Annotated in this window: 13 protein-coding genes; 6 read left to right on the top strand and 7 right to left on the bottom strand. The window is 70.3% G+C overall.

Annotation, left to right across the window (positions count from 1 at the left end; genetic code table 11):
- Positions 1-402: 402 nt before the first annotated feature.
- Positions 403-993 (bottom strand): TetR family transcriptional regulator, encoded by a 591-nt coding sequence (locus ABZT12_RS34925; RefSeq protein WP_356392422.1) that lies wholly within the window; start codon positions 991-993, stop codon positions 403-405.
- 292 nt (positions 994-1,285) lie between these two features.
- Here ABZT12_RS34925 and ABZT12_RS34930 point away from each other — a divergent pair, with 292 nt between their 5' ends.
- On the top strand, positions 1,286-2,197 hold the full coding sequence (locus tag ABZT12_RS34930) for an SDR family oxidoreductase (protein ID WP_356392425.1): 912 nt from the start codon (positions 1,286-1,288) through the stop codon (positions 2,195-2,197).
- Positions 2,198-2,525: 328 nt separating this feature from the next.
- On the opposite strand, the gene ABZT12_RS34935 is transcribed toward ABZT12_RS34930, so the two are convergent.
- The gene (locus tag ABZT12_RS34935) at positions 2,526-3,485 is read right to left on the bottom strand and encodes an NADP-dependent oxidoreductase (RefSeq protein WP_356392428.1); all 960 of its coding nucleotides are present in this window, start codon (positions 3,483-3,485) and stop codon (positions 2,526-2,528) included.
- A 149-nt stretch (positions 3,486-3,634) separates the two neighbouring features.
- On the opposite strand from ABZT12_RS34935, the gene ABZT12_RS34940 reads away from it, so the two are divergent.
- From ABZT12_RS34940 to ABZT12_RS34950, 3 genes are all read left to right on the top strand, one after another.
- Positions 3,635-4,504 carry a LysR family transcriptional regulator gene (locus ABZT12_RS34940; protein WP_356392431.1) on the top strand — a complete coding sequence of 290 codons (870 nt, stop codon included), beginning with the start codon at positions 3,635-3,637 and terminating at the stop codon, positions 4,502-4,504.
- 153 nt (positions 4,505-4,657) lie between these two features.
- Positions 4,658-5,479, top strand: coding sequence for a hypothetical protein (locus ABZT12_RS34945; protein WP_356392434.1), 822 nt, complete (start codon positions 4,658-4,660; stop codon positions 5,477-5,479).
- On the top strand, positions 5,467-5,709 hold the full coding sequence (locus ABZT12_RS34950) for a hypothetical protein (protein WP_356392437.1): 243 nt from the start codon (positions 5,467-5,469) through the stop codon (positions 5,707-5,709). The genes ABZT12_RS34945 and ABZT12_RS34950 overlap by 13 nt, the downstream gene beginning before the upstream one ends.
- 58 nt (positions 5,710-5,767) lie before the next feature.
- On the opposite strand, the gene ABZT12_RS34955 is transcribed toward ABZT12_RS34950, so the two are convergent.
- Positions 5,768-6,712 carry a LysR family transcriptional regulator gene (locus ABZT12_RS34955; protein ID WP_356392440.1) on the bottom strand — a complete coding sequence of 315 codons (945 nt, stop codon included), beginning with the start codon at positions 6,710-6,712 and terminating at the stop codon, positions 5,768-5,770.
- An 80-nt stretch (positions 6,713-6,792) separates the two neighbouring features.
- Between ABZT12_RS34955 and ABZT12_RS34960 the strand changes: the two genes are divergently transcribed.
- Positions 6,793-7,737 (top strand): DMT family transporter, encoded by a 945-nt coding sequence (locus ABZT12_RS34960; RefSeq protein WP_356392443.1) that lies wholly within the window; start codon positions 6,793-6,795, stop codon positions 7,735-7,737.
- Between the two features lie 273 nt (positions 7,738-8,010).
- On the opposite strand, the gene ABZT12_RS34965 is transcribed toward ABZT12_RS34960, so the two are convergent.
- Both ABZT12_RS34965 and ABZT12_RS34970 read right to left on the bottom strand, forming a co-directional pair.
- On the bottom strand, positions 8,011-8,700 hold the full coding sequence (locus ABZT12_RS34965; RefSeq protein WP_356392446.1) for a type 1 glutamine amidotransferase domain-containing protein: 690 nt from the start codon (positions 8,698-8,700) through the stop codon (positions 8,011-8,013).
- A gap of 113 nt (positions 8,701-8,813) precedes the next feature.
- A complete protein-coding gene (locus ABZT12_RS34970) occupies positions 8,814-9,410 on the bottom strand; it encodes a TetR/AcrR family transcriptional regulator (protein WP_356392449.1) in 597 nt (198 codons plus the stop codon).
- Positions 9,411-9,637: 227 nt separating this feature from the next.
- Between ABZT12_RS34970 and ABZT12_RS34975 the strand changes: the two genes are divergently transcribed.
- Complete coding sequence (locus tag ABZT12_RS34975) at positions 9,638-10,504, top strand: GNAT family N-acetyltransferase (protein ID WP_356392452.1); 867 nt, start codon at positions 9,638-9,640, stop codon at positions 10,502-10,504.
- Between the two features lie 176 nt (positions 10,505-10,680).
- On the opposite strand, the gene ABZT12_RS34980 is transcribed toward ABZT12_RS34975, so the two are convergent.
- A complete protein-coding gene (locus ABZT12_RS34980; protein WP_356392455.1) occupies positions 10,681-12,126 on the bottom strand; it encodes an aldehyde dehydrogenase family protein in 1,446 nt (481 codons plus the stop codon).
- 62 nt (positions 12,127-12,188) lie between these two features.
- Positions 12,189-12,932 (bottom strand): SDR family oxidoreductase, encoded by a 744-nt coding sequence (locus tag ABZT12_RS34985; RefSeq protein ID WP_356392458.1) that lies wholly within the window; start codon positions 12,930-12,932, stop codon positions 12,189-12,191.
- Between the last annotated feature and the right edge of the window lie 91 nt (positions 12,933-13,023).

The following is a 13,023-nucleotide window of genomic DNA, read 5'->3' on the forward strand; positions in this document are numbered from 1 at the left end:
CCCGCCTCCCCTCCGCCCCCCCCTGGTTCTCGCCCCCGTACAACTCAGCCCCCCCCCGCCGCTGGGGGGCCGCCCGCGCCGCCCCCCGCCCCTCTCGCGTGTCACGGCTGCGAGCCTTTCAGTCCGCTGACGAACGCGGTCCACATGAGGCGAGCCGAAACCGGGGGAGCCCCGCGCCAGGAGCCGTTCGCGCGGCCGTCGGGTAGGCCCCCAACGTGCCTTGGCCACCGGTTACGCTGCCTGCCTGCCTTGCGGCGGCTTCCTCCGTCGCGTCTGAATCCGTGAGTTGCTTGCCGACGCGTCGACAGCGGCGAGACCCGACGCCCGCTCGTCGCAGGAGTGAGGAACCGCAGGCCTGTGCGCGCTGCCGACCCGTGGTCGGCGGCCGAGCGGGGCCGCGCCTCAGTTTCGAGGCCGCGCCTCCGCCGGCGGTACGGAGGCGGAGAGCGCGTGCAGATCGTCGAAAGCTTGGAGGAGATGTGCCTCCAAGCTCCGTTCGGGGTCATCGATCCAGGCTTGCGCGGCGTGGTGGAAGGCGGCCCAGCCGGTCTGTGCGGCCAGGCCGGCCAGCCGGTCGGGGACTTGGCGCTGACGTAGGGCTTCAGCCAGGGCTTCGGTGAGGGCTGCCGCCTTGGCCAAGTCGCGTTCTCGGAGGGCCGGGGTCTTGGCGATGAGTGCCAGCCGTGGCTCGGAGAAGGGGCGGTTGTCCTCAAGGATCCGTCCGGCCTTTTGGAAGGCGTGCAGCAGTATGCCGAGTGGCTGTAGGCCGTCAGGGGCGTCGGCGACCTCCTGCGTCAGCGCGGCCCGCAGATCGGCTTCGCCGTCGAAGAGCACCTCGCGCTTGTCCGGGAAGTGCCGGAAGAACGTGCGCTCGTTGACGCCTGCCCGGGCGGCGATCTCGGCGGTGGTGGTCTGGTCGAACCCGCGCTCGCGGTACAGCTCCAGAGCCGCCTGTTGGAGGCGGCGGCGCGCTTCTGCTCCGCTTCGTGGCACCCCCAGAAGATACCGCATACGCCAGTGACCGAAGTCGCTTGACGCCAGTCACTGGCGCTACGTACAGTCAGTGACTGGCGCTACTTAACGCCAGCGACTGGCGTTATCGTAACCGTCTCGCCGCTATTTGCAGCGCTTCAGACCTTTCGTTCCGAACGTCGTCGAGACGAGCGACGTCACCGTTCCCCCTCGCAGGCCCCCACAGCCTTGCTGCGCCGCCGCCCTCGAAGGCGGCCCATGTCCGCCTCACCCGCACCGGACCCGGTGCAGACACCCACAGGAAGAGCGTTCCATGCACATCTTCGTCACTGGTGGCTCTGGCCAGACCGGCCCCGCCGTTGTCGCCGAGCTGATCGCGGCCGGTCACGCCGTCACTGGTCTGGCGCGCTCTGTTGCCGCCGCCACCCGGCTTGAGGCGCTGGGCGCCACGCCCCACCACGGTTCCCTTGACGACCTCGACAGCCTGCGCCGTGGCGCCGAAGCCGCCGACGGCGTGCTGCACATGGCCTACGGCGGGGACTTCTCCGACCTCGACGACATGATGAGGCGTGACCGGACCGCGATCGAGACCCTCGGCCGGCCGTTGGAACACTCGGGCAAACCGCTTGTCGTCACCTCGGGCACGCTGGTCATGCCCGCCGGCCGGGTAACCACCGAGAGCGACGAACCCGACGCGACCGGGATCGCCGCCTTCCGCATCGCGGGCGAGCGAGCCTGTCTGGACTTCGCGGCCCGGGGAGTACGCGCCAGCGTGGTCCGCCTCGCTCCTACCGTCCACGGCCCTGAGGACCACGGCTTCATCCCCATGCTCATCGCCACCGCACGAAAGACCGGCGTCTCGGCCTACGTCGGCGACGGCGCCAACCGTTGGCCCGCGGTGCACCGGTCTGACGCCGCGGCCCTGTTCCGCCTGGCGCTGGAGAAGGCTCCGGCGGGCGGTGTGCTGCACGGAACAGCCGAAAGCGGCGTCACCATGAAGAGCATCGCGCAGGCCATCGCCCGGGGCCTGGACCTGCCGACGGTTTCACTGACACCCGACGAGGCGGCGGGGCACTACGTCAGCCCGTTCATGGCCCGGGTCTACGGCTTCGACGCGCCCGTCACCAGTACTCACACACAGGAGCTGCTCGGCTGGGCCCCCATCCACCCGACACTTCTCGATGACCTGGAGCACGGCGACTACTTGGCCCCGCCGGTCTCCTGACCCCCTCGCCCTGTATCCCCGCCGACAACCGGCCGCGTCCTCTGCGTGGGCCCGCCGCGGTTCCGCACGGCGGGCCCACGGGAACATCGAGAGGCGGAACATCCGGCGGTGCGGCCAGTGCGGCGCTCAGCTACCCGAAGGCGTCGGGCGCCCGCGCCGCCTCTGCGCGGCGGCCTGCCGCACCAAGGCCTGGTGGCACTTGCGGGCCACGCTCGACTGCGACAGACCGCTGTGCCGCGCCAGCGATGTAAGTCACCTGCCAACTGACTTTCAAGCAGCGGCAGTTCCAGATCTTCGTCGCTGTTCCGGGCTCGTTGTCTGAACAAGCTCAGCTCACCCGCAGCACTGTCTTGCCACGCAGCCCCGTCACCCCTACCTCGCCTGCGAGGGCTCGCGGCGCCTCCTCAAGGGGGACTTCCGCGCCGATGACGGACCGGAGTGTGCCGGCCATGACGAGCTCCGTCAGCTCCGCGAGCCGCTCGGGCTTGCGATCGAGTTGGTAGTTCGCGGTGCGGATACGCTTGTCGCCGAGAAGTGGGTCGTCGAGGCCGAAGGCGGTCGAGAACAGGGCGCCGCCGTCCCTCACAGCGCCGGCCACTCTGCTCGTGAGCAAGGGGTCGCCGACGAGATCGAGGATCGCGTCGACACCCTCGGGCACGATCCTGCGCAGCGCCTGCTCCAGGGGCTCGATTCCACGCGGGACGATCTCACTGGCACCGAGCCCTCGCAGCTCCTCGGCAAGTTCGGCAGACGCCGTCGCGACAACCCCGATGCCGCGGGCAGTGGCGGCTTGCACCGCGAAGGTACCCACGCCCCCCGTCGCGCCGACGACGAGAAGTGTTCCGCCCTCAGGCACTTGCATATGGTCGAGGACGCCGAGCGCGGTCATGCCGGAGGTCGGCAGTGCGGCGGCCACATCAGCGGGCATCATGTCGGGCACGGCTGCCAGTGCGCCGAGCACGGGCGCCGCCTGCACCACGCAGACCTCCGCGAAGGTACCGAACTGCAACGGTTGGTCCCAGAACTGGCCGAAGACCCGTTCCCCCACGCGGAACTGTGTGACGCCATCGCCGATCGCGGTCACGGTGCCGGCACCGTCCATACCGAGCGTCAAGGGGAACCGGTACTCTCCGAACGCCGCCAGCGCACCCGAGGCGATGGCCATGTCGAGCGGGTTGACCGCCGCCGCCTCGATCGCGACCTGCACTTGGCCGGTGCCGGGCTCGGGCACGGGCAACTTCCTGAGCTCCGGGGCCTGCCCGAAGCGCTCAACGCTGATTCCTCGCATTGCTCCCTCTCCATTCCACCGCAGGCCGTCCGCCTGGCGACGGCATCAGAGTGCGGTCAGGGAGCACCCTGCGGGAATGACCGATGCAGCACCGACTATGAACAAAGAGGCACCAATAACGATGCCCAACCGGTCGTAATATGAGGCTCATGGCAGTGGAGTCCCGACCGCTGCGGTACTTCGTCGCCGTGGCGGAGGAACGCAGCTTCACCCGCGCCGCCGGTCGGCTCGGCATCGCCGGCCCCGCGCTGTCCCGCGCGATCCGCAAGCTGGAAGCCGAGACCGGCGTACGCCTCTTCGAGCGCTCTACCCGAGTGGTGGAGCTGACCGAGCCCGGCGCGGTGCTCCTCGCACAGGTGCAGCCCGTCCTTGAGGCACTCGACGCGGCGGTCCGCCGTACCGCGCGGGCCTCGGCACCGAATCGCAGCCTGCTGCTCGCCGTCAAGGCGGACGCCGACGGGGGCCTGCTGGCGGACCTCCTCGCCGCAGCGGCCATCGAACCCGACGCGGAACCCATCGCCGTACGCCTGTGCGGCTGGCGCGAGCACACCCGACTACTGCGCACCGGCGAGGCCGACGCGGCGCTGATGTTCGAGCCCTACGACCTTGACGGCATCGACGCGGACGTCGTCGCGCTGGAGCCGCGCGTCGCGGCGCTGCCCACGGGCCATGCGCTCGCGCCCGCCTCCCGGGTACTGCTCGCCGACCTCGGTATCGCAGCCGAAGGAATCGACGAACGGGCAGAGCGCGACATCAACGAGCACGGCGTACACGATCTCGCCCAACTGCTCGCCCTCATCGGCCTCGGCACGACGACGACCGTGCTCCCGAGGTCCGTCGCCGCCAGATACCCCCGGCCCGGGGTGACCTACGTCCCCATCGAGGACTGTCCTCCCGCAGCCCTGGTCATCGCCTGGCCGGAGCGCTCCCGCAGCCGCGGCGTGGCCGCGCTGGTACGCGCGGCGGCAGCCGTAGCCGAGTCACGGGGTATGAGCACAGCCATCGAAGCGTCGCGGTGACCACCCGCACTCACGGATCGACGGCTGCGCGCGCCCGGACTGGAGTCAAGGCTTCAGGAAACCTTGGACGCGCCGGGTTTCCGCCGCCGTACTCGCCGCTGGGGGCGCACCACGAAGGCGTCAACCGGGTCGGCGAGTTCGCGCTCGATCACGATGGCCGAGGTGTGTCGCGGGGAGAACGAACCCACCCGGGACCGCTACTTCGGTTCCTGGTGGAACGCTTTCGAGGTCCCCGTGAGCAGCGTCTGCGCCGGCCCGCTCGTCAGGGCCGACCTCGACGACAAGACGTACGACCGCCTGCTCAACCTGGTCACCACCTGCCCGCACGCCGAAGTCGCCTACGCCAAGGCCCGGTTGCCGCTCGCCCGGGACAGTACGGGCACCATCACGGGCGTCTCGCCGGAAGAGGGACTGGCCTACCGCTCCGAGCAGTTCGGTGGCCACGTCACCATCGCCGGACGGACGTCCGAAGCGCCGGCGCTGGCATCGGCGCGGATCGCGCGGGAGATGATCCGGGCGGCCCTGCTGCGGGGCGGGTGGACGTTCCTGCACGCCTCCGGTGTCGTCCACGACGGCCAAGTCCTGCTTACCTTCGGCTCCAAGGGGGCGGGCAAGACCACCACGGCGCTGTTGCTGGCCGGCCGGGGCGCCCAACTGCACGCCAACGAAAGGGTGTTCGTCAAGGTGGTCGGCGGTGAACCGCGGGTCCTGCCGTGGCCGCCGGCGGCGGCCCTCGGGCTGGGCCTGCTCGACGCGCTCGGCCTGTTCGACGTCGTACGCGCAAGGCTCCAGGCGGGCGAGCAGCTCCACCCCACGCAGCACCGCGACGTCACCGACGCACTTCTGGCCGGCCGACGTGAGCCGCTGTGGGAGCCGGGCGGCAAGCGGGAGAGGAAGGTGCAGGTGTTCCCCGACCAGTTCGACACCTGGTTCGGCATGCGGCCCGCATCGATCCCTCCGCCGTGCCGGCCGTGATCGACGGGGACCGGACCCTCGGTGAGGGCGACTTCATGAGCGGCGCCACGGAGGACCGCTACCCGGACCACTTCGGCCTCGCCCCCGGTATCGGCGGTGGCGGCGACGACCTGGCCCGTGCGACGGTCACCGCCCGGCTCACCGCGCTCCCGCACCACGAGGTCGTGCTCGGTCACGATGTGAACGCCAACGCGGACTTCCTCGCCGAACCCGCGGGTCTGCCGCAGTGATTCGTGAGCGACCACCTGTCGAACGCGGGGCCCCAACTCCCGCCGTACGAAACCGGTTTCATGTGGTCGCGGAGGTGCCGGCAGCGGGGTGAGGCGCGTCGGTGTCCTGGTTCTGGATCTCTTCGGCGGCGCGGCGCAACTCGGCGAGGACGGTACGGACGGCCCGTCGTGCGGTGCGTTCCGGTCGGTGGAGGACGTCGATGTGGCGTCGGGCGTGGACCGCGCTCAGCGGCCGCAGGACGAGGTTCGGGTGCTGGCGGGCCGTCCAGCGTGGCATCAGCGCCAGCCCGCCGCCGGCGGCTACGACCTCGGCGACCACGGCGGATTCGTTGATGCGGTGGACGATGTCGAGGCGGCGGTTGGCGACGCTGGCGATGGCTTCGATGGTGGACATGAGCGGGAAGCCGTCGTGGACGGTGATCCAGGGCTGGTCCGCCACGTCGTGGGGCGAGAGCAGCGTCTTCGAGGCCAGCGGGTGGCCGGCCGGCAGGGCGACGTCGAGCGGCTCCCGCAAGAGGGTGCAGGCGGTGACGGTGCTCGGCCAGGGCGGCCCGTGATCGAGGCGGTGGGCGAGAACGAGGTCGTAGTCGCGGGTGAGGGTGGGGAAGCGGTCCTGGGCGACATCTTCGTCGGCGAAAGCCAGTCGTGGGTGGCCCGGTCCGGCGAGGTCGCGCAGCAGCAGGGGGAAGAACGCGGAGGCCGCGCTGTGGAACGCCGACAGCGAGACGTCGCCGTCGGGCTGCTCCGCGAAGTCGGCGATGGTGTGCCGTGCCCGGGCCAGGGCCGTCTCCACCTCGATGGCCGCGCGGGCCAGGGCTTGCCCGGCCTCGGTCAGCACCACCCGGCGCCCGGCGCGCTCGGTGAGCGGGACGGGGATCGAGCGCTGCAACAGGCGCAACTGCTGGGAGATCGCGGAAGGTGTCACGCGCAGGGCCTCGGCGACCGCACTGACACTGCCCAGTTCTCCCAGCTCCCGCAGGATCTGGAGTTGCCGCTCATCCATGCGGACAGTGTAGGGCTGCTACAGCTTTGTTTTAGGGACTGGTGCTGGTCTTCAACATGCTGGTGGTGCAGCGTGGGCGTATGCCTGTCGCTCGCCGTACCGATGTAGTGCTGTTCCTTGTCGCGCTGGTCTGGGGTTCCAGTTACCTGGCGGCCAAGACGGCCACCGGTGCCCTCCCGGTCACCGGCGTGCTGTTCGCCCGGTACGCGATCTCCGCGCTCGCGTGCGGAGCGCTGGTCGTCTCCCGTCGCCGGGCGCGCCGCTGGACCCGAGCCGAGGTCCGCACCGGGTCGCTGCTGGGGGTCACACAGGCGGCCGTCCTGGCGCTGGAGACCTACGGGGTCGCGCACACCAGCGCCGCCAACGCCGGGGTGATCATCAGCCTGACCATTGTGCTGACGCCGCTGCTGGACCGGACCGCGGCCGGCCGCGGACTGCCCTGGACGTTCTTCGCCGCCGCCGGCCTGTGCGTGGTGGCCGTCGGGCTGCTCACCTCCAGCACCGGACTGCACGCGCTGCGACTCGGCGACGCCCTGGTGCTCGTAGCCGCGGTCGTACGGGCCGGGCACGTCGCGCTCGTCGGACGGCTCACCGCCCGCAGCCCCATGGACGCGCTCCACCTCACCACGGTCCAGACCGTCGTAGGCTCGGCCCTGTTCCTGGGGCCCGCCCTCACGCACCTGCCCGACCTGGCCCACAGCAGCGCCACCACGTGGTCGCAGCTGATCTATCTCGCCCTGTTCTGCAGCGTGTTCGCCTTCCTAGCCCAGACGTGGGCCGTGCAACGCACCTCCGCCAGCCGGGCCAGCCTGCTGCTGGGCACCGAGCCGATCTGGGCCGTCGCGATCGGCATCACTCTCGGCGGTGAACGGCTCACCGTGTGGGCCTCCCTCGGCGCCGTGCTCATGATCGCCGGAACGTACTGGGGCCAGGCCGTCGAACGCACCCACCGCACCGCGACCGCTGAGACCGGTGACGTCGAAGAGGACAGTACGTGCCCTGCAGCGACCCCTACCAGCGTCTGATCGCCCTGCGCGTCAGCCACCCAGCCCCCGACCGGCTGATCAACCAACAACCCCCGCCGCGTATTTGGGCAACGCCGACACGGGCCCTTTCGCCGCCCTGATACGTGCGGTCGCCTTGGGGGAGGAGGCCGCACAGTGGCTGTTCGTCGCGATCCCGAACGGAAGTCTCGGCGGGGCGATCGATGTCACCGGTAGCCGTTCGGGCCGGATCGGCGCGGAGACCGTCCGGCCCGAACGGGCAAGGGGAGTACCGGTGCGAGACGGGCGGCCTGCTCAGGCGTTCACCGTGTTGGTCAGCTTGATGAGGGCTTCGGCTGCCGGGCCCGACGACGCCGGGTTCTGTCCGGTGATCAGGAGGCCGTCCTGCACGACGTAGGGCTGCCAGTCGCCGATCTTGGAGTAGACGCCGCCGAGGCTCTTGAGTTCGTCCTCGACGAGGAAGGGGACGATCTCGGTCAGGGCGACGCCCTCCTCCTCCGAGTTGGTGAACCCGGTGACCTTCTTGCCCCGGACCAGCGGCGTGCCGTCCTCGTTGACCGCGTGGCGCAGGACGCCGGGGGCGTGGCAGACCAGGGCGAGCGGCTTGCCCGAGCGCAGGATCGTCTCGATCAGGCGGGCGGAGTCGGTGTCCTCGGCCAGGTCCCACAGCGGGCCGTGGCCGCCGGGGTAGAAGACGGTGTCGTAGTCCGCCGCCGATACGGAGTCCAGGCGCACGGTGTTCGTGAGCGCCGCGGTCGCTTCCGTGTCGGTCTCGAAGCGACGGGTCTGCTCGGTCTGGAAGCCCGGCTCGTTGCTCTTGGGGTCCAGCGGCGGCCGGCCGCCCTTGGGGGAAGCGAGGGTGATCTCCCAGCCGGCGTCCTTGAAGTGGTAGTAGGGCGCGGCCAGTTCCTCCAGCCAGAACCCGGTCTTGCGGCCGGTGTCGCCGAGCTCGTCGTGCGAGGTGAGAACGATCAGGACCTTCATGGTGCTCTCCTATAAGTAGACCAGTCGTATTTTGACCGGCGAGAAGAATTTCCTCGTCCGACGGGCCGCCGGACGAGGAGGGTGTGAACTGCCCTGACGGGCGTGAACTGCCCCTACAGATGCAGGAGTCGGCGGGTCATCGTGGTGGTGGCTTCGAGAGGTTCGAGGCTTCGATGGATCTTGGCCATGACGCTGGCACCGAGCCACATGTCGTAGAGGATCTGGGCCGTTTCGCGGGGCGCGCCGTCGACCGTGATCGATCCGTCCGTGAGGCCACTGGTGATGGTGCGCTCAAGGCGGTCGATGATCGCGCCCGTTCCCTCCTTGAGGGCCAGCCGCATCGGCTCGGAGAGGTCGGAGACCTCGGCACCGAGCTTCACGGCGAGGCACTTGCCCTGGCATTCCTCGAAGCTCTGCGTTTCCCGCCACAACTGCCAGTACGCCATCAGGCGCTCGGCGGCGGACTGGGAGGGCTGCGCGAGTACGCGGTCCATGTCGGCGAGGTATGCGTCGAAGTAGCTCTTCAGCAGCGCTTCACCGAAGGCGTCCTTGGAGGAGAAATAATGGTAGAAGGACCCCTTCGGTACGCCGGCCTCCGCGAGCACCTCGTTGAGGCCGACCGCTGAGTAGCCCTTGTGGGCCATGATCCGCTGGGCGGCGTCGAGGATGTTCCGACGGGTGTCGGCACTGCGTGCTGTGGTGGCTGGCATGGTGCCCACCGTACCTCATGAATAGACCAGTCGTCTAGTTTCGGTCGTCCAGCTTCTGGGTGCGGCCTGCTCGATCGCCGACCCCCGACCCCCGACGCCCCACCGGACCGTCCAGCCTCTCCCTCCGTACCGCCGCTGACACCTACGGCTGACCAGGGCAGTTCGTCGCCTGGCTGAAAGGCGTTGAGCACCTGCTCCCGAGCCGAGGACATCCGGGACCATGAAGCATGATCCCGGATGGCTGGCACCTCAACCAAGACGTCGACGACTTCCTCGCCCGAGCCGGGGAGTTCCTGCGCTCGCGCCCCGCCCTGCACAACACGCCGCTGACGGACATCGAGAAGCTGCGGATCCGCGGGGCGGCCCAACACGAGGCCGAAGTACCGGTGTTCGGCCGACTGGAGGCAGACGGCGAAGTCCACGCGATCTTCTACCTCACTCCGCGCGGCCGCCTGGGGCTCACCCCCCTCTCCGTCGAGCAGACCGACGCCCTCGCCACTTGCCTGACGCGCCTTGGCCGCTCGCCCTCCCACGTCATCGCGGACCAGGAAACTGCCGGCGCCTTCGCCGAGTCGTGGCAGCGGCACACGAGCGCGACACCGGTGCCTTTCTGGCGGACGCATCTCTACCGTCTCGGCACGCTCACCCCACCGCAGCCGCGCCCGGAGGGCCGAGGCCGCACTACGGGTGGGCAGGACCGTGAGCAAGTCGTGCGCTGGTGCCGCGAGTTCTGTGTCGACGTCGGGGAGCAGCGCTCCATCGACTTGATCGACGTCGGCTCCTGGGACGACTCGCGTTTCGGCGACAGGCACTTCACGTTCTGGGAGACCCCGGACGGCACCCCCGTCTCGATGGCTGCCGCGACCTCGATCGTCGGCGGCATGGTCCGGGTGGACCCCGTCTACACCCCGGCCCACCTTCGGGGCCGCGGCTACGCGGGCGCCGTGACGGTCGAGGCGAGCCGGGCGGCGCTGGCCGCGGGCGCGACGGACGTCGTCCTGTTCACGGACCCGGACAACCCCACCAGCAATGCCCTCTACCAGCGCATCGGGTACGTGCGCATCGCCGACTTCGCCGGTTACGAGTTCTCCTGAGGCGCGCCACGAGCCCGGTGCGGGGCATGACCGACGCGAACCGGGCGAGCCGGCCTCCGGCGAACACCCCGACGGTCTGATCGGAGTGGGGTGTGTGCCGGGAGGGTGGGAGAGCCCGGGCCGGTCGCGGACCACACCGCCGGTGTGCCGCGGGGGCGGTGTGGCCGGCGCGGGGCTCATGCCTGTGGCTGGGTGTGCTTGACGGTCAGGGTCTGGGTGTTGGTGAAGGCCAGGACGCCGGCGAGGCCGCTTTCGACGCCGATGCCTGACTGCTTGTGGCCGCCGAAGGGAACGTGGGGGTGCAGGTGCATCGACTCGTTGACCCATACCGTTCCGGCCTGCAGCCGCTGGGCCACGCGGTGAGCGGCTTCGGTGTCGGTGCCCCAGACGGAGGCGCCCAGGCCGTATTCGCTGTCGTTGGCGCGGGCGATGGCGTCGGCGGTGTCCGTGTACTTCAGCAGCGGCAGGACGGGCCCGAACTGCTCCTCGCGGACGATGCGCGCGCTGTCCGGAGGGTTGTCGACCAGGGTGGGCCGGATGAAGTAGCCGGCGGTCTCGGGGTCGGGCAGGCCGCCGCTGAGGAAGGCGTAGCCGTGGTCGCGGCAGTCGTGCAGCAGGTCCAGGACCGTCCGGTACTGGCGCAGATTGGATACCGGACCCAGTTCGACGTCCTCGTCCTGGCCGGGGTCGCCCACGGTGACGGTGGCAGCGAGGTCGGCCAGTTCGCGGGCCATGTCGTCGTAGACGTCGGCGTGCACGTAGAGGCGTTTGGTGGCCAGGCAGATCTGGCCGGTGTTGGCGAAGGCGGCCCAGAACAGCTGGGCGGCGGCCTGCTTGACGTGCACGTCCGGCAGCACGATCGCGGCGTCGTTGCCGCCCAGTTCCAGGGTGACCCGGGCCATGGTGGTGGCGGCGCCGGCCATGACGCTGCGTCCGGTCGGGGTGGACCCGGTGAAGCTGATCTTGTCGAAACCGGGGTGGCTCGTGATGCGCGAGCCCAGCCCACCGGTGCCGGTGATCACGTTCAGGACGCCGGGGGGCAGTACGTCGCGCAGGATCTCACCGAGTTTGAGGTTGGCCAGCGGGGTGAACGCCGAGGGCTTGAGGACTACGGTGTTGCCGGCCAGCAGAGCCGGTCCGAGCTTGAACGAGGCTTGTCCGAGCGGGTAGTTCCACGGGGTGATGGCCGCCACGACCCCCAGCGGCACCTGCCGGGTGACCGACCGGCGTTCCTCGTCGTCCTGGTTGACGGTGTCCAGCACGGTGATGCCGGCGGTCGCACGCAGCCAGTAGCCGAGTCCGGCGACTTCGGTACGCGCGACGCCGCGGGGCTTGCCCTGCTCCTGGACGACCAGGTCGGCGAGCATCTCGGTGTGTGTGTCGATGGTGTCGGCCATCGTCCGCAGGTACTGGCGGCGCCGCTCGACGGGCAGGGCGGCCCAGGCGGGGAAGGCGGTGCGGGCGGCGGCGACGGCCTCGTCGAGCTGATCGGTGGAGCATTGCGGGGCGGCGGCCAGGACCTGGCCGGTGGCGGGGTTGGTGACGTCGAAGGTGGTGGCGCCTTCCACGGGCAGGCCGTCGATGGTCAGGGTGAACTTCTGGTCGCGAGCGGGGATGTGCACGGTTCTCCAAGGGGCGGCCCGGCGAGGCGGGCGGCATGGGGTGCGGTGGTCGGACGGAGGGGTCAGTTCTGGACGGTGGGGCGGACGACGATCTCGCTGACGTCCACGGCGTCGGGCTGCGCGATCGCGTAGCCGATCGCCTGGGCGATGGCGGAGGCGGGAAGACCGATCTGTTCGGTGGCGGCGCGCGCGGCGCTCTGGGCCCGGACGTCGCCGCCCTGGTCGGCGAGTTCGGACTGGGTGAAGCCGGGGCTGACGACGGTGACCCGTACGGCGGTGTTCTCCTGGCGCAGCCCCTCGGACAGGGCCCGCACGGCGAACTTGGTGGCGCAGTAGACCGCCGCGGTGGGGTCGACACGGTAGGCGGCGGTGGAGGCGATGTTGACGATGTGGCCCGCGCCGCGCTCGCGCATGGCGGGCAGGACGGCGGCGATGCCGTGCAGGACTCCGCGCAGGTTGACGTCGATCATCTGGTTCCACTCCTGGACGTGGAGTGCGTCGAGCGGTGACAACGGCATCACGCCGGCGTTGTTGACCAGGACGTCGATCCGTCCGTGGCGGGCAAGAGCGGCGTCGGCGAAGGAGGTCACGCTGTCGAGGCGGGTGACGTCGAGTTCGGCGTGCTCGGCGCTGTGGCCGGCTTCGGTCAGCTCCTTGACCAGGAGGGCGAGGCGGTCCACGCGGCGGGCGCCGAGGACGACGTGGTGTCCGACTGCGGCCAGGTGTCGGGCGGTGGCCTCGCCGATGCCGCTGGACGCACCGGTCACCAGGACGATCTTGCGGGGGGAGGGGGTGGGCGTGGTCATGAGGTGCTCCAGGGAGTGGGGTGGGTGGTCGTAGCAAGTGGAGTGGGCGGTCGTGGAACGGAACCGGGGCGCGGCGGGAGGCCGCTGCCCC

It is taken from the genome of Streptomyces sp. NPDC005423, from assembly GCF_040606415.1.
GTDB lineage: Bacteria > Actinomycetota > Actinomycetes > Streptomycetales > Streptomycetaceae > Streptomyces.

Excerpts from the sequence above, each read along its gene's own strand:
- ABZT12_RS34955 (WP_356392440.1), bottom strand. The coding sequence starts at position 6,712 with ATGGATGAGCGGCAACTCCAGATCCTGCGGGAGCTGGGAGAACTGGGC.
- ABZT12_RS34945 (WP_356392434.1), top strand. The coding sequence starts at position 4,658 with ATGGCCGAGGTGTGTCGCGGGGAGAACGAACCCACCCGGGACCGCTAC.
- ABZT12_RS34940 (WP_356392431.1), top strand. The coding sequence starts at position 3,635 with ATGGCAGTGGAGTCCCGACCGCTGCGGTACTTCGTCGCCGTGGCGGAG.
- ABZT12_RS34930 (WP_356392425.1), top strand. The coding sequence starts at position 1,286 with ATGCACATCTTCGTCACTGGTGGCTCTGGCCAGACCGGCCCCGCCGTT.
- ABZT12_RS34985 (WP_356392458.1), bottom strand. The coding sequence starts at position 12,932 with ATGACCACGCCCACCCCCTCCCCCCGCAAGATCGTCCTGGTGACCGGT.
- ABZT12_RS34965 (WP_356392446.1), bottom strand. The coding sequence starts at position 8,700 with ATGAAGGTCCTGATCGTTCTCACCTCGCACGACGAGCTCGGCGACACC.
- ABZT12_RS34975 (WP_356392452.1), top strand. The coding sequence starts at position 9,638 with ATGATCCCGGATGGCTGGCACCTCAACCAAGACGTCGACGACTTCCTC.
- ABZT12_RS34960 (WP_356392443.1), top strand. The coding sequence starts at position 6,793 with ATGCCTGTCGCTCGCCGTACCGATGTAGTGCTGTTCCTTGTCGCGCTG.
- ABZT12_RS34935 (WP_356392428.1), bottom strand. The coding sequence starts at position 3,485 with ATGCGAGGAATCAGCGTTGAGCGCTTCGGGCAGGCCCCGGAGCTCAGG.
- ABZT12_RS34970 (WP_356392449.1), bottom strand. The coding sequence starts at position 9,410 with ATGCCAGCCACCACAGCACGCAGTGCCGACACCCGTCGGAACATCCTC.